The 21,573-nt window shown below is 28.6% G+C and carries 22 protein-coding genes; 4 read left to right on the forward strand and 18 right to left on the reverse strand.

The genetic code is table 11. The annotated features are described in order from the left end of the window. Window positions 1–86: 86 nt before the first annotated feature. The 11 genes from ABGT36_RS09960 to ABGT36_RS10010 form a co-directional block, all read right to left on the reverse strand. Window positions 87–2,573 (reverse strand): ABC transporter permease, encoded by a 2,487-nt coding sequence (locus ABGT36_RS09960; RefSeq protein WP_346677790.1) that lies wholly within the window; start codon window positions 2,571–2,573, stop codon window positions 87–89. Further along, window positions 2,563–3,234 (reverse strand): ABC transporter ATP-binding protein, encoded by a 672-nt coding sequence (locus ABGT36_RS09965; RefSeq protein ID WP_087303537.1) that lies wholly within the window; start codon window positions 3,232–3,234, stop codon window positions 2,563–2,565. The genes ABGT36_RS09960 and ABGT36_RS09965 overlap by 11 nt, the downstream gene beginning before the upstream one ends. Window positions 3,235–3,278: 44 nt before the next feature. Further along, on the reverse strand, window positions 3,279–3,710 hold the full coding sequence (locus ABGT36_RS09970; RefSeq protein ID WP_087303539.1) for a hypothetical protein: 432 nt from the start codon (window positions 3,708–3,710) through the stop codon (window positions 3,279–3,281). Between the two features lie 499 nt (window positions 3,711–4,209). Further along, window positions 4,210–5,649 (reverse strand): TrkH family potassium uptake protein, encoded by a 1,440-nt coding sequence (locus ABGT36_RS09975; protein WP_346677792.1) that lies wholly within the window; start codon window positions 5,647–5,649, stop codon window positions 4,210–4,212. 5 nt (window positions 5,650–5,654) lie between these two features. Then, entirely contained in the window at window positions 5,655–7,016 is a 1,362-nt protein-coding gene (gene trkA, locus ABGT36_RS09980) for a Trk system potassium transporter TrkA (protein WP_308698490.1), read from the reverse strand. A 288-nt stretch (window positions 7,017–7,304) separates the two neighbouring features. Then, entirely contained in the window at window positions 7,305–7,970 is a 666-nt protein-coding gene (locus tag ABGT36_RS09985; RefSeq protein ID WP_346677794.1) for a TrkA family potassium uptake protein, read from the reverse strand. Between the two features lie 13 nt (window positions 7,971–7,983). Continuing rightward, the gene (locus ABGT36_RS09990) at window positions 7,984–9,387 is read right to left on the reverse strand and encodes a TrkH family potassium uptake protein (protein ID WP_346677796.1); all 1,404 of its coding nucleotides are present in this window, start codon (window positions 9,385–9,387) and stop codon (window positions 7,984–7,986) included. 9 nt (window positions 9,388–9,396) lie between these two features. Next, a complete protein-coding gene (locus ABGT36_RS09995) occupies window positions 9,397–10,977 on the reverse strand; it encodes an FAD-dependent oxidoreductase (RefSeq protein ID WP_346677798.1) in 1,581 nt (526 codons plus the stop codon). After that, entirely contained in the window at window positions 10,961–12,094 is a 1,134-nt protein-coding gene (locus ABGT36_RS10000; protein ID WP_346677800.1) for an aminoacetone oxidase family FAD-binding enzyme, read from the reverse strand. Before ABGT36_RS10000 ends, ABGT36_RS09995 begins: the two co-directional genes overlap by 17 nt. A gap of 181 nt (window positions 12,095–12,275) precedes the next feature. Then, a complete protein-coding gene (locus ABGT36_RS10005; protein WP_346677802.1) occupies window positions 12,276–12,914 on the reverse strand; it encodes a LytTR family DNA-binding domain-containing protein in 639 nt (212 codons plus the stop codon). Window positions 12,915–12,918: 4 nt separating this feature from the next. Next, a complete protein-coding gene (locus tag ABGT36_RS10010; RefSeq protein WP_346677804.1) occupies window positions 12,919–13,488 on the reverse strand; it encodes a hypothetical protein in 570 nt (189 codons plus the stop codon). Window positions 13,489–13,642: 154 nt separating this feature from the next. Here ABGT36_RS10010 and ABGT36_RS10015 point away from each other — a divergent pair, with 154 nt between their 5' ends. From ABGT36_RS10015 to ABGT36_RS10025, 3 genes are read left to right on the forward strand one after another with little or no spacing between them, the layout of a single operon-like run. After that, the gene (locus ABGT36_RS10015) at window positions 13,643–14,377 is read left to right on the forward strand and encodes a YebC/PmpR family DNA-binding transcriptional regulator (protein ID WP_087299486.1); all 735 of its coding nucleotides are present in this window, start codon (window positions 13,643–13,645) and stop codon (window positions 14,375–14,377) included. A 23-nt stretch (window positions 14,378–14,400) separates the two neighbouring features. Continuing rightward, window positions 14,401–15,063, forward strand: coding sequence for an MBL fold metallo-hydrolase (locus tag ABGT36_RS10020; protein ID WP_087299484.1), 663 nt, complete (start codon window positions 14,401–14,403; stop codon window positions 15,061–15,063). Further along, window positions 15,060–15,479, forward strand: a complete 420-nt coding sequence (locus ABGT36_RS10025; protein WP_087370895.1) for a thioesterase family protein — start codon at window positions 15,060–15,062, stop codon at window positions 15,477–15,479. Before ABGT36_RS10020 ends, ABGT36_RS10025 begins: the two co-directional genes overlap by 4 nt. A gap of 849 nt (window positions 15,480–16,328) precedes the next feature. Here the strand turns inward: ABGT36_RS10025 and ABGT36_RS10030 are convergent. The 5 genes from ABGT36_RS10030 to ABGT36_RS10050 all read right to left on the reverse strand — a co-directional run bounded on the left by ABGT36_RS10030 (window position 16,329) and on the right by ABGT36_RS10050 (window position 19,025). Next, a complete protein-coding gene (locus tag ABGT36_RS10030; protein WP_087299480.1) occupies window positions 16,329–16,697 on the reverse strand; it encodes a VOC family protein in 369 nt (122 codons plus the stop codon). Window positions 16,698–16,711: 14 nt separating this feature from the next. Continuing rightward, a complete protein-coding gene (locus ABGT36_RS10035) occupies window positions 16,712–16,915 on the reverse strand; it encodes a hypothetical protein (RefSeq protein ID WP_239404207.1) in 204 nt (67 codons plus the stop codon). A gap of 88 nt (window positions 16,916–17,003) precedes the next feature. Then, entirely contained in the window at window positions 17,004–17,939 is a 936-nt protein-coding gene (gene manA / locus ABGT36_RS10040; RefSeq protein WP_296883165.1) for a mannose-6-phosphate isomerase, class I, read from the reverse strand. Between the two features lie 2 nt (window positions 17,940–17,941). Further along, window positions 17,942–18,388 carry a DUF523 domain-containing protein gene (locus ABGT36_RS10045; protein ID WP_346677808.1) on the reverse strand — a complete coding sequence of 149 codons (447 nt, stop codon included), beginning with the start codon at window positions 18,386–18,388 and terminating at the stop codon, window positions 17,942–17,944. Then, on the reverse strand, window positions 18,372–19,025 hold the full coding sequence (locus tag ABGT36_RS10050) for an HAD family hydrolase (protein WP_087370888.1): 654 nt from the start codon (window positions 19,023–19,025) through the stop codon (window positions 18,372–18,374). The genes ABGT36_RS10045 and ABGT36_RS10050 overlap by 17 nt, the downstream gene beginning before the upstream one ends. Window positions 19,026–19,118: 93 nt before the next feature. Between ABGT36_RS10050 and ABGT36_RS10055 the strand changes: the two genes are divergently transcribed. Next, window positions 19,119–19,319 carry a hypothetical protein gene (locus ABGT36_RS10055; RefSeq protein ID WP_087299470.1) on the forward strand — a complete coding sequence of 67 codons (201 nt, stop codon included), beginning with the start codon at window positions 19,119–19,121 and terminating at the stop codon, window positions 19,317–19,319. Between the two features lie 17 nt (window positions 19,320–19,336). Here ABGT36_RS10055 and ABGT36_RS10060 read toward each other — a convergent pair whose 3' ends face one another. After that, entirely contained in the window at window positions 19,337–20,032 is a 696-nt protein-coding gene (locus ABGT36_RS10060; protein WP_087370884.1) for a LytTR family DNA-binding domain-containing protein, read from the reverse strand. 144 nt (window positions 20,033–20,176) lie between these two features. After that, window positions 20,177–21,424, reverse strand: coding sequence for a D-alanyl-D-alanine carboxypeptidase family protein (locus tag ABGT36_RS10065; RefSeq protein WP_346677809.1), 1,248 nt, complete (start codon window positions 21,422–21,424; stop codon window positions 20,177–20,179). Window positions 21,425–21,573: the final 149 nt, after the last annotated feature.

Raw genomic sequence — 21,573 nt, forward strand, 5'->3', positions numbered from 1 at the left:
AAAAAACAAAAGCTTTTTGATACCTATCATTGCTTTTGTTTTTTATAAAGTTTTATTGTAGTTAATAATTATAAATAATATCTATTTTAAATATCATTACCTTTAATCTTTTCAATGATACTCTTATTTTTGATTAGTTTATATAATAATATTGACGCTAAAACTGCAATTAATAATGATATAAGTGCCATTGAGATAATAGTAATGTATGAAATCTTGAATTCTTTTATATATGTGTATTGATAATAATAAAGCAGACCCTCAATTCCTATTATCAATGGAGTAGAAATGATTATTGCAATTATTACCAGACTCAGATTTTCAAAGAAAATCATTTTTTTCATATCACGATCATCTATACCTAGTGATTCTAAAATTGCATAATCATTTTCTCTTTCATATGAATTTGAAATAATAATTATCGCTAAATTAATAATACAAACTACTAATGCTAAATATGCAATCATCTTTGTAGTTTTACTTGTTAATGTTAAATATTGATCAGGCTGATTTTTTTCTGTCGATACTAAATATTTACTAATAAATTCATCGCTTAAAATTTCTTTTTTTAAACTGCTACGATCATCTGTATCTATTTTAAATAGAATATTTGTACTATTAGCATTAGAAAATTCCATTTCCTGATACCGTGATAAATAGTAATCATATGGGGCTAACATATATATACATAATCGCTCTGGATCTTGCAAAGCTGATTCATAAACATCTGTAATTCCAAAATCATCAAGATCATACATACCGTCTATTTTTGCTGTAAAATCCAGTTTTTCCTGGATCCAGGTCATCTCATCTTCGATAAGATATTCATATGACATTGTTATCGTTATAGTACCATCATTAAAAATCGGAATATCTCTGCTGTTTCTTGTTCCTTCAGTTATAATCTTTTTATTTAATAAGATTGGTTCACTTTGTCCGGTTACCTCTTCTAATACTTTTTCATCAATTCCTATAAAACGCATAGTTACATTATTAGTTTCCGGAGTAGTAAATGATGATAAATATTCATCACTGTATTGATCAAATGGTAAATTATTGATATTTTCAAAATCAAAATCAGCACTTATAGTGGTTTTATTCTGGGGTTGTTTTTCTTTAATTGTCTCAATTAATTTATTAAAATCATCTCTATTTTGATAAAAATCATATATACTACAATCAACATATAAAGCATTCATATCCATCGTTTCTTGAAGATATTGTTCATTAATACTGGCATTGTAATTAGTCACATTTAAAAATACGATACAAAAAATCAAAGTTATTAAAACAGACAAATATTTCTTTTTATCCATTTTCATATACGTCGTCGCTAATGCCAGACTAGTATTTTTACAGCTTTTAAGAATGGTTTTACGTTTTTTAGAAAAACTGTTCTTTTGATATTTTGCTGTTTTGAATAAATCTATTATGCTGATTTTTTTAATCCCTTTAAGCGCTGACAAACCAGCTAATGATAGAACGATCGTAATAACCAAGGCTACTATGATAGTCACTAGCGGTATTGAAACAAATGCTACTGGAAAAGAATTATATTCACTTTCTAATGAATAAGCAACCAGATTATCTCGCAAGGTCTTCATTATAAAATTACTGGAAAATATTCCAATCAGCAATCCTGGTATTGCATACAAGATAGCCTCAATTATAGCCAACAGTTTTAAATCATTAAATGAAGCACCGACACTTGATAATATACCAAAATTGCGCTGTCTTTTTTTAAAGCTCATCGAAAAGATATTTTTCAATGTAACATACATTAAAATAAATAAAACTATAAATATTATAATATCTGTTTTAGCTATATTACTGAATGAATATGGTAAATGTCCTGTATATACTTTTATTATTGCTTCATCATGATTTAAGCCAGCGTTATCAGTATTTTCAATTAATATTTGCAGCTTACTTAACTGATCATTAGAAATAGCATCTGTTTTTACATATACTGTATAATAATCTGCTTTTTTAGATGATCTGGTAATAATTCTATCATAAAAGTCACCTGTATCACTACTTGCCGCCACTCCCTGAATAATACCACTGACTTTTACAGTTTTATCATATTTTTTCTTTGGATCAGCAGGATCTGTAACTTCCATAATTATCGTATCACCGGTTTTAAATCCGGTTTTATTATTATATGCTCTGGTAATTAAGACTTCATTTTCATTTTGAGGATAATCACCATCGTATAAATACATCGGTAATAAATCAAAATTAGAATAACTAATCAGTTCAACATGATAATACTCATCAACATCACTGTAACCAATAGTACTGGTAACAGTCGTTTCTTTTATATCAGTAATATCCTCGATTTGATTTTCTATATCATATGAATCAGATGAATAATATAATAACCAGTCACCAGTTATTTTTATAGATGTATCATAATCATAGTATGCATTAGTAGTCATATTAGTTGTAAGAGCATTGATTAAAAATACACATATTGTAACAGTACATAATGTAAGCAATGATCGAATCTTGTCTTTTTTTATAAACTGTATGCTTATTTTTATTAAAAATCTTAATTTTTCAAGTTTCATATTCTCTTAGCTTTCCCTGCTCTAAGACATAAATTCGATCACAGTTTTTAGCAAGTTCTAAATCATGTGTTACCATGATTATCGTTATATCATTTTGATGATGGATCTTTTTTAAATAATCTACTACGATCTTAGAATTTTCACTATCTAAATTTCCTGTCGGTTCATCTGCCAATAATAGTTTTGGTCTTGTTATTAGTGACCGGGCTATTGCTACTCGCTGCTGTTGTCCTCCTGAAAGTTCAGATGGATAGGCATCCTTTTTATTATTTAACTGCAATAATTGTAATAATTCATCTAAATACTGCTGATCTACTTTTCGATTATCAAGTTTAAGTGGCAAAATAATATTATCAACGACATTTAATACCGGTAATAGATTATAGAACTGATAAATGATACTAACCTGTTTGCGACGATAACTAGCCATTTTTTTATAATCATAACTGCTTATTTCATTATCATCTAAAAATATTCTTCCAGAATCCGCTTTATCAACGCCACCAATAATGTGCAGCAATGTTGATTTACCACAGCCAGAAGTTCCGACAATTCCGATAAATTCATTTTGTTCAACTGTCAAATTCAAATTATCGAGGACAGTTAAATCATTAGCATCATGATATGTTTTTTTCAAATTTTCAATTTTTAATCGTGTCATATCCTTTCCCACCTTTTGATTAGATACAATAAAATAACAAATTTTTAAGATTTAAAGACTTCAATTTCATCGGTGTAGTACTTTTCAGCAAATGGCTTGAAATGCCAAAAAGCATCTTGATTTTCAGGACGGATAATTAAATCTGCATAATTGTTTTTATAATACTGGTCAGCTAATACTTCTAAGATAACTTGTTCATCAATGGTATCATCGGATAACAAATCATTAATGGTTTGATTTACAGTAGTGTAATATAAACCGTTTTTGGATGCAATCTGTATATGATTCTTTTTACATTCATCTTTTGAAAGAACATATATCTGTGGTTCTGTTGTCCAATTACATAAACCTAAATATTCTGCAGCCGATATCAAACAAAGAACGTATTCTGTACCTGTTAAAACTTTCCGAAAGTATTGAGATTTGTACTGGCTGGCGTTCCATGCAGGAATATCTTCTATAATATGTGGTGTCATATGGCATTACCTCTATTTGATTAAAAACAATAAAATAACATATTTTAAAATTATTAAGATTCAAAAGCTTCACTAACCATTTTAATCAATTTCCTTTTATATTATATAATATTATTAAAATTATTTATATTATTACCTCTACTTATAGTATATCATAATATTTTTAGATATCAATATACATTCAAAAAAGTATTGATAAAATCGCTATTTTTCAATGCATAAGTCTTTTTTTGCTCTACATTTATATAAAATTACAAACTTTTATAATAATAATTAAGAGGATTAATTAACTAATTAATTCTAATCAAACCTCTTTCATTATGACCAGTTCTTTTGGTGATTTGATCTTGCCATATTCAGTTTCATCAAATTTCTGTTTACACGCTTAAAAAGTCGCTACAGTTCTTTTCTATCACTATCAACTACTTGTAGCTGGTTTATACTTAAATCATGTCATATCTAAGATACAAAAAAGCTATTTGCTTGAATAAACAAATAGCTATTTACGCCATAATGACGGTGAAAATAATAATAATAGTGGGAAAATTTCTAATCTTCCAGCAAGCATATCAAATGATAGAACAATCTTTGATAAATCACTTAAAGATGAAAAGTTTCCAACTGCCCCAACGACTTCTAATCCTGGTCCAACATTATTAAAACATGTTGTTACTGCTGAAAAAGTCGTTTTAAAATCAAAATTATTTAAGGCTACTATTAATAAAGATACTGCAAACAATGCCAAATATACTGCCAAATAAGCATGAATGTTACGATTTACATTTTCATCTACTGGTTGTCCTTCAAATTCAACAGTTTTAATACTATGGGGATGGACTAGTCTTCTAATTTCATTACGTGCATTTTTGAAATAAATAACTATACGTGAAATTTTTATTCCACCACCTGTTGATCCTGAACAAGCACCAATAAACATCAAAGCCAACAATATCATTTGTGAAAATAGTGGCCAGGTATCATAATTATAGCTAACATATCCGGTAGTAGTAATGATAGATCCAACTTGGAAGCTTGAATATCTAATTGCCTGTAAAATTGAATCATACATAGGTAAAGTATTAATTGCAATTAATACGATTGCTCCAAAGATAATTAATAAATACCAGCGTAATTCTTCACTTCGCATTACTTCTTTAATACGACCTAGAATTGCAAAATAAATTAGATTGAAGTTAATTCCAAATAAAATCATAAAGACTGTTAAAACGCCTTCAATATAAGCACTATCCCAATACATAGCACTATTATTTTTAACCCCAAAACCACCTGTACCAGCGGTTCCAAACGCCATTAATATACTATCGAATAATGACATTCCACCAAATACTAATAAAATGATTAAAATAATAGTTAAAACTGCATAAATAACATAAAGAATTCGGGCTGTTAATTTAACTTTAGAAACTAATTTACCTACTACTGGTCCAGGTACTTCAGCTTTTAAAATATGTAAAGATCTACCTGAAGCAATTGGAACAAACGCAATTACAAAAACCAATATTCCCATTCCACCTACCCAGTGAGTGAAACTACGCCAAAATAAACCAGTATGGCTCATAGCTTCAACATTAGTTAAAATTGAAGATCCGGTTGTAGTAAAACCAGAAACTGTTTCAAAAACAGCATCTACATAAGAAGGAATTTCACCACTTAAGCAAAAGGGAATTGCTCCAACTAAAGAAACAAGTATCCACCCTAAAGCAACAATAACGAATCCTTCACGAGCATAAATATTTTTTTTCTTTGGTTCTTTTTTAGAAATCAAAAAGCCAATAATAATAATTGCAATTCCAACACCGGCATAGCATATGCCTGTCTTTTCTTGATAAATTAAAGATACAATTACCGGAATAAACATCAATATTCCAGTAATCATCAATAATTTTTCAAGTGCATAAACAATCATCTTTTTATTCATCTTAACTAGCTCCTTAAAATATCATTAAGACTTTTCATTGTTATTCCTTTTGAAATAACAATCACATGATCGTCTTTTTCAATGGTAGTATTTCCTTTAGGAACAATTATTTCATCACCACGAGAAATTGTAGCAATTAAAACATTGTTATTTAAAGATAATTCATTTAATGTTTTACCTAAGAATTTGATCTTTTCAGTAGCTACAAACTCACTAGCTTCAACTTCACCATCAACAAGTTTATATAATGTTTTAACACTTGAATCGTCATCTTTATTCATCTTAGCACGCACATAACGAATAATTTGTCCCGCAATTATTTGTTTTGGTGCAACAATACTATCAACTTTTAAACTATCAGTTAATCCAGTAAAGTTCATTCTAGTTACTTTAGCAACCGTTTTACGGCGATATAAGTTTTTAGCATATAATGAAAGAATCAAGTTTTCTTCATCTAATCCCGTCAACGCCAAGAAAGCATCAGTATTTTCGATTCCTTCTTCAAGTAAGATTTCTTCATCACTACCATCAGCATAAATAATAGTAGCAAATGGTAATTTTTTTGATAACTCTTTACAACGTTCTAAATCCTTTTCAATTATTTTAACTTTAATTCCAGCAATCGCTAAAAACTTAGTTAAATAATAAGCAATTTTGCCACCGCCAACAATTAAAACATTTTTAACACGATGGGTATTGATTCCAACATCTAAACAAAAATGAACTAAATCACGATGTGCTCCCGTAATATGTAAATGATCACCAGCTTTAATCATATAATTACCATCTGGAATTATAACTTCTTCATTATGGCTTACAGCACAAACTAAAATATTAGTTTTAGAAACATTATGTAGTTCACTTAACGAAACACCTACTAGTTTACTTTCTTGATCTACATAAAATTCAGCCAATTCAACTTTACCACGAGCAAATGTTTCTACTTTTACTGCTGATGGGAAAGCTAAAGCTCTTCGAATTTCACTTGCTGCCTCTAATTCTGGATTAATAATCATTGAAAATCCTAATTGATCACGCATAAAATCACGTTGTCTTAAATAATCTGGATTTCTAACTCTAGCAATCGTATGACGAGTTCCCATCTTTTTAGCCATTAATCCAGCTAAGATATTTAATTCATCAGAAGCTGTAACACAAATAATTAAGTCAGCATCTTCAACACCAGCCTCCATTAAAATGTCATATGAGCCTCCATTTCCAACAACACCAATAACATCATATTGATTTACAACATCATCAATTTTTTGCCCATTTGTATCAATGACAACAATATCATGATCTTCATTGGACATGTGCTTGATCAAAGTCTTACCAACTTTCCCAGCACCCAAAATGATAATATTCATAATAAAAAAACATCCCCCTTGATATATTTATTTTAGACAATTTTGACATATTTCTACCTAAGTTGCAACCTTTACTAATCAAACTTTACAATATCATAACAATTCAAAGCTTAATAATAATTTCATTTTATCTTAATACAATTTTAATATCATTTTTATATGTAAAACCTTAAAAAATAATAAAAAAATAGCATTTTTATTTTTTTATATAAAAATGCTATTAAGATAATATAAAGAATATTCTCATTTAAAAATCATCTTTTTAATCAAAAAACAAAGTAGAAATCTCTACTTTGTCATATAATCAAATTTCTCTAATTCCTTAGTTTTTCCAATAACCAAAAAGTAATCGCCATCTTGAATCTGGTATTCAGGAACAACGTCTAATGATAACTGCCCATCTTGACCATGTTTTAAACCAATAACATTCATTCCATATGCTCGCCGAACATTTAACATTACAAAGTTTTTACCAACCCAAGATTGTGGTGCTTTAATCTCAATTAATGAATAATCATCATCTAATTCTACTAAATCAACAATACTTTTACGAAGTAAGCTTTTAGCAACCTTTATTCCCATTTCCTTTTCAGCTCTAATAACACGATTAGCACCAACTTTTTCTAAGATTTTCATAAATTGTTTATTTTTAGCTTTAGCAATTACATAAGGAATACCTAATTCCTTAAGATTCATTGTCGCTAAAACAGCTTCTTCTAAATGAGTTCCAATTGCTACAATTGCAACATCACTATCACCGATTCCAGCTGCTTGAAGTTCTTCAATATCAGTTACATCTCCAACAATTGCTTTAGTTACTTCATCAGCAATTCTTTGAACACAAATAGGATCTTTATCAATGACAATTACTTCACAGCCATGATTAGCTAAAGTAGTTGCTACTGTTGATCCAAAAATTCCTAATCCTAATACTGCATATTGTTTATTATCCATCTTTTCCACCTCATTATCCTAGTAAAATATCACCATCAGGATATCTTACTTCTTTTTTACTTGATCTTAAATATGATTTACGTGCAAATGAAATTATCATCGTAATTGGTCCAATTCGACCTACATACATTAAAATTATAATTACAATTTTACCAATGTCCGTTAATACCGGTGTTAATGAAGCACTTAAGCCAACTGTTGCAAAAGCTGAAACTACCTCAAAGCAAATATCAATAAATTCTGCCGTTTCACTTAATGACAAGATAAAGATACCACCGATAACTAAAGATACTGCCATTGAAATAATCGCAAAAGAACGTACTATTAAATGTTTAGGAATTCGTCGAGTAAAAACAGTAACCTCTTTACGCCCATGATAAATATTATATACTTCTAAAATACCAAGCGCGAAAGTAACTGTTTTAATTCCTCCTGCAGTTCCTGCTGGCGAACCACCAATAAACATTACAATACACATCATAAATTTAGTAGCTGGATGCAAACTAGCCATATCTACAGATGCAAATCCAGCTGTTCTTAAGGTTGCTGATTGAAACCAGGAAATCTGAATCTGATCAACTAAATTTAAATTTCCAATTGTTTTAGGATTATTGAACTCACATAAATAGAATATTACTGCTCCACCAATTAATAATGATGCTGTTACAATTAAAACTAACTTTGTGTGCAAAGAAAAGCTTGTAAACAGATGTTTTTTATTAAATTTAGTATGTCTTTTAAATTCCTTTTTAATACAGGCAGCAATATCAAACCAGACAATGAATCCTAAACCACCCATGATAATCAAACCAGGTATAACTAAATTAATTAACCAGTTAGTTTGATAACCAATTAATGAATTACTACCTAAAACATCAAATCCGGCATTACAAAAGGCTGAAATTGCATGAAATATCGAATAGTATATACCCTTAATAACCCCATGATCAGGGATAAATACAAACGCTAATAAAATAGCTCCAATTCCTTCTACGATAAATGTATATTTAATTACATTTTTTACGAATTTAGGAATATTATTTAATGTCGGCTGATTAAAAGCTTCTTGTAATACTACTTTATTAGTTAAAGAAATTTTCTTTTTTAATTTCATTAACAATAAATTTAAAAATGTCAAAAAACCTAAACCGCCAATTTGAATCAATATAATAATTACTATCTGTCCAAATAAGCTATATTGTTCACTAGGGGTTACTGGAACCAGTCCAGTAACACAGGTTGCTGAAGTTGCAATAAACAAGTTATTTAAATAGCTTGTTAGACCGTCATTATTACTTATTGGCAGAGTTAATAAAACAGAGCCAATGAAAATTACCAATAAAAAGCTCAAGGCAATTTTACGGGTTGGACGCATCACATGATGTGTCTTATTTAATCCTATCGTTAAAACTTTCATACTTCCCTCCTAAATACAGCTTTCTTCTTTTAAAAGAATCTCACTGCATTTTAAACCATCAATAGCACTAGACATAATTCCTCCAGCATAACCAGCTCCTTCCCCAATTGGATAAATATTGGTAATATTACTTTGATAATTATTATCCCGATAAAATCTTACTGGTGAAGAAGAACGAGACTCAACGCCTGATAACATTGCCTGATTGGTAAATCCAGAAAATTTTTGTTCCATCAATTGTAATCCTTCTTTTAAAGCCTGGTTAATTGGTTCTGGAAACAACTCATTTAAATTAGCATATTTAACAGCTGGCAAAACACTACAATTAACTTCTTCACTTGTTAAAGCAATTGTATTATTTATATAATCTTCAACTCGCATCACTGGCACATGATAATTTTGACCACCTAATTCAAAGGCTTTTTGTTCTAACTGACGTTGAAAACTAACACCATCCAAAGGATGATCACTATCAAAATCATCAGGTCCAACTGTAACTAAAATAGCACTATTGGCATTTTTATCATCACGGGCCTGATTGCTCATTCCGTTTACAACTAGACCACCTTCTTCACTACTTGAATTAATTACCTGACCTCCTGGACACATACAAAATGTATAAACACCACGGCCACTGCTTGTTTTAACTGCTAGTTTATAATCAGCCGCTTTTAAACGAGGATGACTAGCAAATTTTCCATATTGATGAACATTTATAAATGATTGTAAATGCTCGATTCTAAAACCAACTGCAAATGGTTTTTGACTAATTTCTAAACCTTTTTGATAAAGCATCTCATAAGTATCTCGAGCACTATGACCTATTGCTAATACTAGTTTATCAACAGACATTTTTTCTACCTGACCATTTTTTTCAATAATTATTTTTTTTACTTGATTATTTTCAAGTTCTAAATCAACAAGCTTTGTGTCAAATAAAACCGTTCCACCATTTTTTTGAATTTTCTTACGCATATTAGCAACAACATTTATTAAATAATCAGTACCAACATGTGGTTTATTAGAATATAAAATATCATCATTAGCCCCATGTTCTACAAATGTTTCTAAAATAAAACGTTTTCGATAATCCTTAACACCTGTTGTTAGTTTTCCATCACTAAATGTACCAGCACCACCTTCACCAAATTGAACATTGCTTTCAGGATTCAACTTACCTGTTTTAAAAAAATGATCGATATCATTTTTTCGTTTATCAACTGCACTACCACGTTCAATTAAAGTAACTTTTTGATGCGCTCTAGCCAAATTATAGGCACAAAATAATCCTGCTGGACCACTACCAACAACAACGATATGATCATCAGTTGCTTTCAACACAGGATAATTATATGGTTTTACTTTTGACAACTGTAATTTAGGCCGTTTTGCTATTACAAGATCTTCATTGTCAATATTAAAAGTGAAGCTGCAAACAAAATGAACTTTATTTTTTCTTCTAGCGTCCACCGCCTGTTTAACTAACTTAACATCACGAATCTTATTTTTAGAAATATTTAGTTGTTGTGATATAACTTTTTGATAGTCAGTTGTATCTAAAGGAACCATCACATTATTTATTTGTAGCATCTAATCCCTCTTTTCCATTTATAATTGTTTTGGCCACATGATAACCCGAAGCAAAGGCAAAATGAAGATTATAACCGCCACAATCACCGTCAACATCTAACAATTCACCTGTTAAATAGATATTTGGATATTTATTTACTTCTAGATTTTCATTTACTTCTTCCAAACTAACACCACCACTGATTACTTGGGCTTTTTCAATGCCATAAGTATCTTTTATTAAAAAACGCCAATCTTTTAAATTAGCAACATTTTCTAATACTTTAGCTAATTTATCATTAAAAATACCCGCTAGATAATAATCATTAAAATCCTGCCTTCTTTTTTGCAATAAATCAGCTAATTCCTTTTGATCATAATCTGGCATTAAATCTAACGATATTTCTTTTAAACCTTGATAATGTGGTAACAACCTGGAAAGTTGCATAATACAAATTCCTGATAACCCATTTTCACTAAACAAAACTTCACCTTCCTGGCTTTCAATCAGCTGCTTATCAACATACAAATGGGCAATACATTTAACTCGAACGCCTTTTAAGCTACGATAAGCAGGTTTAGTTTTTAATTGCACCAGACTTGGATATAATTTTGTTATTTTTAAACCTAATTGTTTAACTAAATCATAATTATTTTTTCCTGATAATAATGAAGCTGGCGAACCAGTTGCAATAACAATATTATCGCCATAATAATCACCTAATGTTGTTGTTACTATATAGCCTTTTCCCTGTTTTGTAATTTTTAAAGCTTCGCAATTTTCAATCAAAGCTACATTATTATAATTATTCATTAAAGCATTTTTAACAGTTAAACTTTGATTAGATCGCGGATAAAGCAGTTTACCATTTTGCCTAACCAGCACCCCAATTTTTTCAAAATACTTTTTAGCATCAAAATTATTAATTATAGCAGCAATTCGCCAATCATCTGTATTATAATATTTCATTTGTAAATCAGTGTTCGATAAATTACAACGACCATTACCACTAGCTAATATTTTTCTACCTGATTTATTAGACTGTTCTAATATAATCACGTTTTCACCTGTTTTTGCCAGTTCATGACCGCATAATAAACCACTTGCTCCAGCACCGATTATGATTGTTGTATTCATAAAAAAATCTCCTTGTAGTGACTTGATTATAGCACAATAAAATACTATTTCAAGATGATTAATCTTAATATTTCATCAAGTTTTTTTTATTGCTATTAATAAGCATATTTTTTATTTATAATCTTATTTATAGGGGGTTAATAATTAAAAAATCTAGATATACAACTATATCCAGATTTTATTAAAAGTTTCTATTTTGATAATTTTGATACTTATTTTTAACCAATAGTTGATATTTTCTACCTACTGGTATTTTTATTATATTATTAATTTCTAAATGGTCATAAAACAAGCTAGTTACATTTTCAATATTAACAAGATAAGATTTATGGCATTGAACAAAACGATTATCAAGTACTTTTAAAATTTTCTTTAAAGAAAAGCGACGAGAATAATCAAGAAGCTTTGTATGAATAATGATTTCATTACGATATGATTCAATATATAATATATTATCAATATTAATCTCATATTCAATTAAGCCACTTTTATATTTAATCACTTTATTTTTATTCTTTAATAATGCTATTAAAGAGTCCTTTATTTTTTCAATATCTTTTTCAAAAAAATTCTTTCTTAAATAATAATGAATATTAAATTTCTGATATTCAAAAATCTGTTCATAATTATCAATTATAAAAATTAAAATACACTTATTATTAATATCTTTTAATTTAATCAAGTCATCTATTGAATCACAAATACCTAAATTATAGTTGATACTTAAATCAAAATTTTCATAACATTTTATTTTTTGATCTAAGAATCTTAATTTTTCACGCCAATATTCTATATTATTGCTGATATAAATATTTAACATCTTTTTAAACCTCTAATTTTTGAATATATTGATATAAATTATAACCTGATTCAATTGCTTTAATTAACTTTAAGTGATCTTCAAACTTTACTCCATGTTTTTGCATATATCTAATTGCTGCTACAAACTTAGTTTTATCCGCATTAAACAACGCATCCATTTTAATAATATTACCATCAATCAATTGAATTTCAAAAATTAAGCTATAACCATTATTATAAATAAAAGTCGCTGGTGTTTTAATGTAACTAATTTTTATTTTATCAATTACTGTAAAAGGAATAATTAAGTTTGCCTTACGAGTAAGTATATAACGCCATTTTTGTCGGTAATTATTTAAATATACTAAAACAAGCTTATCTTCACTAACAGCCCAAAACGGATAAACAAATGCAGGTATTATAAATAAGATAAAATATAAAAAAATTAATACAGTAATTAAGTAACGCCAACTATAAAATAAGTTACTTGCTAATAAAATAACTACTAAATATATTGCACCATATAAAATTATACAAATTATTTTAGCTAACCATGAACTATTATCTTTTTTAATTATATAAAGCCAGTTCATATTTACCACCTCTACATATATTATAGCTAGTTTTATGAATAATTGAGCTATAATGGGATAAATAACAATAAATCAGGATAAAAACGCTACTTGATAATATTAGATGATAAGTGTATAATTTAAAAGAATTTATCACTTTAAGGAGGAATTATTTATGGGTAGAGCACATGAAGTGCGTAAAGTGGCAATGGCCAAAACAGCTGCTAAAAAAGCTAAACTATACTCACGTTATGGTAAAGAAATTTATTTAATTGCTAAAGCTGGTGGTCCAGAACCCGATGGAAACCTTGCTTTAAGAAGAATAATTGAAAAAGCTAAAAAAGAACAAGTACCTGCTGATGTTATCAAAAGAGCAGTTGATAAAGTAAAAAGTGGTGTAACTGAAAATTATGAAGAAAAAGTATTTGAAGGTTATGCAGCTGGTGGTGCGACTTTAATTGTTAATTGTTTAACTGACAATATTAATCGTACTATTTCACAAGTACGTCCAGCATTCACTAAATCTAAAGCTAAATTAGGAAATGAAGGTTCAGTTGCTTATCAATATGATACAATGTCTGTAGTAAGCTTTAAAGGATTGGATGAAGAAGCAGTTTTAGATGCTTTAGTAATGGCAGAAATCGATGCTAGAGATATAATTAGTGAAGATGATGGATCAATTAAAGTTATTGGAGAACCATCAGATTTAAATAAAATCAAGGAAGCTATCGAAGGGGTAAAAGCTGATGTTGAATTTGATATCGATGAAATTCAAACAGTTCCTCAAGAAACAGTTGAACTTGAAGGTGAAGATATGGAATTATTCGAAAGACTAATGAACAATCTTAATGATTGTGATGATGTTGATCATATCTATCATAACGTTGCAAACTATGATGAGGGAGAGTAATCTCCCTTTTTTTGGAGGTAAAAATGAAAATAACTTATCTTTATAATAGTGGTTTCCTAGTTGAATTAGAACATCATTTGTTATTATTCGATTATTACCTGGGAAATATTCCTAAATTAAATAAATCAAAACCTCTTTATGTTTTTGTTTCCCATAATCACTACGATCACTATAATCCTGAAATTTATCATATCGATCATCCTAATATTACATATATTATCGATCAAGGTATTAATAATAAAGGAATAAAAGTAGCTCCTAATAAATCTTATCAAATTGATGACTTAAAAATTCAAACATTATTATCAACTGATTTAGGAGTGGCCTTTGTTGTTAATGTTGAAGACAAATATCTATATCATGGTGGTGATTTACACTGGTGGCACTGGATTGGTGAACCAGATGAAGATAACAAATATCAAGAAAACACTTTTAAACAAGAAATTAATAAAATCAAAAACATCCATTTTGACTTATTAATGACTGCTTTAGATCCTCGATTAGAAGAAACAATCTGGTGGGGAATGGATTATATTTTAAAAAATGTAACAACTAAATATGTATTACCTATGCATTTTACTGAAAGTACTCAAAAAATGCTTGAAGCTATTGATAATCCACCACTAAATCAATATCATAATATTATCAAAATAAAATATGAAGGAGAAGAATTTAATTTATTATGATCAAACCATATCAACATTTAGCTAAATACTACGAAACAGATCAAATGGGAATTATTCATCATTCCAATTATATTCGCTGGTTCGAAGAAGCGCGTATTGACTATATGAACCAAATCGGTTTAACATATAAAAAAATGGAAGATGAAGGAATCATCTCCCCTGTCTTAGAAGTAAATTGTCAATATCTAAATATGATGTACTTTGATGATTTAGCTACTATCAAAGTAAGCGTAACTGACTATACTGGTGTTCGTTTCGCTTTTAAATATGAAATTTATAATCAAAATAATAAGCTATGTACTACTGGTACTTCAAGGCATTGCTTTATGACTAGAGATGGAAGACCAGTTAGTTTAAAACGTGCTAAACCGGAATTTGATCAATTGTTTAAAAACGTATTAAAAGATATCATTTAATCGATATCTTTTTAAATACATATTTATAATGTTAAAACACAATTACTATTATTAAAAATATCTAGCTATAATACACCAGTTATTTTAATGGAGAGGATAGAAAGACATTTATTTTCTACCAGCAAGTCATCTATAAAATAGAGAATGTCTTTCTAAAAAGAATATTTACTATCCTATTTTAATTCTTTATTTAATAAAACTCTAATAAACTGAACTAATAATATTTTTTTTAAAGCAAAAAAGATGAGGAGCAACTCATCTTTTTTGTTTGAAATATTTGATTATCCTATTTTTAATATTATATTTAATAAAGTCTAATAAACTAGACTAAAAATATCTTTGACCCATAAATCAACTTATTATTTTCATCTAGAATATTGACAAAAACATCATATAATAATCACATAAAATAATCAAGTGTTTTTATCAAAATCATCTCTTACTCTACAAATAAAATAATTATTTTTTAAACATTACTGATACAAATTTATAATGAAGTTGAGACAAAAATTATTATCCTTTGAAGTATAATATAGGTATGGTGCACCAGCTGTTTTAATGGAGGGAGGATAGAAAGATGTTTATTTTCTACCAGCGGGTCACCACTAAAATAGGAGATGTTCCTCTAAATGGAATATTTGATTATCCTATTTTTAATAATATATTTAATAAAGTCTAACAAATTAGACTAACATAATCTATGACCCGTAAAACAGCGAAAAGGATGAGTAGCAGCTCATCCTTTTCTTTTGGAATATTTGACAAAATCATCATATAATAATCACAATAAAAAATCAAGTGTTATATTTAGATTTGTCTAAATATAATTAATCAATTAAAATTAATTTCTTATTTTTTTGGCAATATTTCAATCCAGTAATCATCAGGATCATGGATAAAATATAATCCCATTGCTTTATTTTCAAAACAAATACAACCCATATCCTTGTGTAGCTGATATGCTTTTTGATAATCCTCTACTTCAAAACAAATATGACTTTCATTTTCACCTAATTCATAAGCTTGAGGATGATCTTTTAACCATGTTAATTCAATTTCAAAATCTGATTCTCCATCATTTAAATAAGTTAAAATAAAGCTACCATCGCTTGCTTCTTTAGTACGAACAACTTTCATCCCTAAAGCTTTTTGATAAAAATCTACACTGCGTTCAATATCAGTAATATTAATATTGCAATGAATACATTTAAATTTCATACTTTCTCCTTTAATTAACGATCTAATTCATGTAATTGATATTGATCAAAATATATTAAAATAAGGTCCATAATAATTTCTATTGGCCAATATACTAAAACAAAAATACTTAAACCAACTATTAAATCATAACCAATTACTGTTACTACGTAAACAGCAACAATAAAAGCGATAATTACTGGTATAAATCCAATACCCGGAGGAAATTGAATCTGCATTATTGTTCCACATTCTGGACATCTTTGACGAGCTTTATAAGCAAATGAGTTGGGTTTAAACTCATGACCACAATTACTACACTGCATATTATAAAGTACAGATCATTACAGTCATATTACCGTCGTATACAACAGCATCCTGGTCACTGCATACAACAAAGTTATCACCCATTTTTACGTCATTTCCATCAATTGTCCCATTACCTTTGATGACAGTAACCATTTGGAAAGGTTTATCGTTATTGATTGTATTTTCACCATTCATTTCATATTTAGTAAGTGTAAAGAATTCACTAGATACTAATTTAGTAGCTGTTCCGTTTTGTAAATCACTAACTTCTTGATTTGCTAGTGAATATGGCTGATAAGGAACCGTTGATACATCGATTGATTGTTGTACATGCAATTCTCTTTCATTACCATTTGCATCTTTACGATGATAATCATATACACGATATGTAATATCTGAAGATTGTTGAGCTTCATAAATTAATGAACCACTGCAAATTGCATGAATAGTTCCTGAAGGAATATAGAAAAAGTCTCCCTCTTTAATTGGAAATTTATTTAATAAATTATCATAATCATCATTTTCAATTGCTTTAACTAATTCTTCTTTTGTTTTAGCATGATGTCCCATAACCATTTGTGTTCCTTCATCAACACCTAAAACATACCAGCATTCTGTTTTACCTAATGAATTTTCATGAACTTTTGCATATTCATCATTAGGATGAACTTGAACTGATAAATCATTACAAGCATCAATAATTTTGATTAATAATGGAAATTCTTCACCTTCGATATTTCCAAATAATTCACGATGTTCTTGCCATAGTTGTGATAATGTTTTACCATCAAATTCACCACCAGAAATTGTACAATCACCGTTTTTATGAGCTGAAATTGCCCAGCATTCACCAGTATGATCACTTGGAATATCAAAACCGTAAACATCTTTTAATTTGTGTCCACCCCAAATCATTTCTTTAAATACTGGTTTGACTTTTAAAATATGTCCCATTTTTATAACCTCTTTTCTATAAATTTTAAAAAATCTTCTATTTCATCTTCACTATATACTATTATGCCATGGTTTTGTAATAATTGGCAAGTAATACCATCACCTTTTACAAGTCGATGTGAAAAAGTACCATCATAAATAAACCCTTTGCCACAACTAGGACTTTTTGCTTTCATCAAGACTACTTCAACATGATTTTCTTTTAAAATTTCTAATGCTTTTTTTGCACCTAATCGATAGGCTTCTGTTTTATCACTACCTTCAATATCAATTACCCGATCACCTATTATTTCACAAGGCAATCGAGGGGTCCCTAAATTCCCTAAAACTTCTGGACAAATCAAAACAGCTTTACCATCATCAACCAATTGTTTGGCTTCATCAATTAAGTTATCACTGCCTTTATAAGTACATTTACAGCCAGCCAAACAACTACTTATTCCAATCATCAATTATCTCCATAATATCATTAGCTTGATTAGCAACAGCATCAGCACCACTTGCTAATAATTCCTCACGTCCACGAAAACCCCAGGCAACTCCTATTGATTTTACTTTAGTATTTAAAGCAGTTTGCATATCAACATCACTATCACCAATATATACTACTTGATTTTTTTTAACATCAAGTAAACTAATTGCCAGATTAGTTAGACAAGGATCTGGTTTTTTTGGCTGTAATGGATTATTACCAAAAACATAATCAAAACAATCAGGAAATAAAGTTTTAACAATTTTTACCGCATGATCGTGTGGTTTATTTGTTACTACTGCTAAATTATAACCTTTATTAACCAAATCATCGACTAATTCTTTAATTCCTGGATATGGCTTAGTATTTTCAAGACATTTTTGTTCATATAATTGATCGAAACGTTTTTTAAATTCAGATATCTTATCTTGACCATCTTGTGGTAAAACACGTTCAATCAGCTTAATAATACCATTACCTACAAAGTGACGATATTTATCAACTGGATAGGTTGGATAATTGTATTCTTGAAGAATCTGGTTAGTTGTGTTAGCTAAATCAACTAAAGAATCTACCAAAGTACCATCTAAATCAAATATAATTGTATTTATCATTTAATCACTCCATTTTTCAAACGTATTATAGCACATATTTTTCTTGTATGCTTATAAAGTTGTGGTATAATTTCTTTATTGAGGAGTGAAATAATGGAAGAAAAAAGTACTATTTTCATGAACTTAGGAACATCATTAGGTTTAGCTATTGGAATTATCTATTTTGCATTTCAGTATTTCTTTGGTTCTGTAAGTTCCTGGATGGCATTAATATTTTTGATTACTGCTTTAATTGGCAGAGTTATTGGTTATGGTTTAGATCGAATCGTAGATAAAAACAGTCAAAAAAAATGAGCATTTTGCTCATTTTTTTATTGGCTATACATTAAATAGTTTTCAAAAGCATCTTTTGCCTGTTTTTCGTGACTACGACTAATAGGAATTACTACGTTATTTTTTAAAATAAAACGATTTCTTTGATGTTCCCTTACTTCATTAAAATTAACAATAAAACTACGATGACATTCAAAAAAATTATCTGGTACTAAATCTAAAAAAGATTGAAATTTATCATAAGTATAATATTGAGTATTATTTAAATGAATAATAGTTCTTCTTAGATCTCTTTCAAAATAAATAATTTCTGATAACGAAATAACTATTTTTTTACCACGGCAGTTTATCAAGATATTATTTTTACTTTCTCTAATATTGTTAATAGCTCTTTTTAATGCTTTAAATAAGTACTTTTCTAGACTTGGTTTATAGATAAAATAACAGTGTTTAGTTTCATAAATTTCGCTAATAACATTAACATAATTACTAACAAAAATAATTTGCGCACCATTTATTTGATTATTGATCTTTTTAGCAAGCTCTATTCCATTTTCATTATAAAAAAGAATATCAACAATAAAAATACTATAATCTAAAAACAACTCAAAGTCCTCTAAAAACTTTGTAGCATCATTATAAACAACTACTTCAATCAACGGATCTATTTGATATATTTCATTTCTGATTTGATCAAGAAATTTTTTATCATTATTTAAAATGACAACCTGCATAACAACTACCTCTCCCCTAAAAATTATTAATTTTTAATATCTCCCATATTTATTAATTTTGTAAACTACATTATATTAAATTTCATTCAAAATACCTAGCTGTTCTTAAAAGTGTGTCATTTAAATTTGACAAAAAAAGAGTCTTTAGACTCTTCTACGTTTTGGTTTAAATCTTAAAATTAAAATATATATAACAACTAAAACAATAGCAATTCCATATGGGAAAATAAAATCAATAACATTATTAGTAACTTCTTTGACAGTATCTTTTTCAATAGCTTCAGTTGTCAAATAATCTTCTTCATATAATAAATAATCACCATAATATACTTCTAGATTTCCAACTTTGGTTCCTTTTTTTAATGGGGCTTTTAATTTATCAAATGAATATCGATAATCCAGCTCTTCTAAATTAAAATTATTTGGTAAAAAAGCTGTTGCATCATTTTGATTAGTAATTACTACTGATTTATTATCTTTAGCTAAATCTACTTTTAAAGTGTCAACTTCATTACCCTTTGTTAAGATATTTTGCAAAGAATAACGCTGTCCTACATAGTTCATAATATCTAAAGTATCACAAACCGCTGCACTTGTTCTAACTTCATTAGTACTATGTGCTACAATAGTGATAATTTCATTACCGTTAACAGTATCTAGACTTGATAAACAGTTTTTAGCTTGATTAGTATAACCACTTTTACATCCTAAAATATTAGTAGTATCTATTCCAGCTCGACGCGCATTATAAATCGATTTATTAACCCACTGATGTAATCCATTAGATGAAGTATGATAACGTTGACCATATATTTCTCTAAACTTATCATTTTCAATCGCATGTTTAACAATTAAAGCCATATCATGAGCAGTAGTATAATGATTATCATCATGAATACCTGTAGTATTTACAAAATGAGTATCTTTTAATCCTAACTCACCAGCTAATTCATTCATTTTAGCAACGAAAGCTTCTTGAGAACCACATAAATTATTAGCTAATGCTCTAGTAGCATCAGCACCACTTGGTAATATTGCTCCATATAAAAGATCTTCATATGTAACTACTTCACCAACTTCAAAATTAGCTGAAGATGCCCCGGTTTCCCAAACTGTATCAATATCACTTTGAGTAATAACTGTCGTTGTTGATGTATCTTTCATCATCTCTAATGCCACAATTACAGTCATGACTTTAGTCATACTAGCCGGATACATTCTTTCATCCATGTTTTTATTGTATAATACCAGCCCTGATTTAGCATCGATTGTCACAGCATATTGGCATGATAAAGTTGTGATTGGTTCACTATTCTCTAAAGCTTTTACTGGTATATTACTAGTAAAAATACTTATTACCATAATAATGGCAACTAATAATTTTTTAACCATTAATTTTCCTCCCATATAAAATTATTTTCCCAATCTATAATTCCCTCGATTTAATTATTAAGGTTATTTGCTAGTTTATTTTAGCACTTTCGACTCTTTTCAACAATATTATTTTATTAAATCAAGCCAATAAATTGCAAAAAATATTC

This window comes from Erysipelatoclostridium sp. An173, assembly GCF_963931465.1.
Classification (GTDB): domain Bacteria; phylum Bacillota_I; class Bacilli_A; order Erysipelotrichales; family Coprobacillaceae; genus Thomasclavelia; species Thomasclavelia merdavium.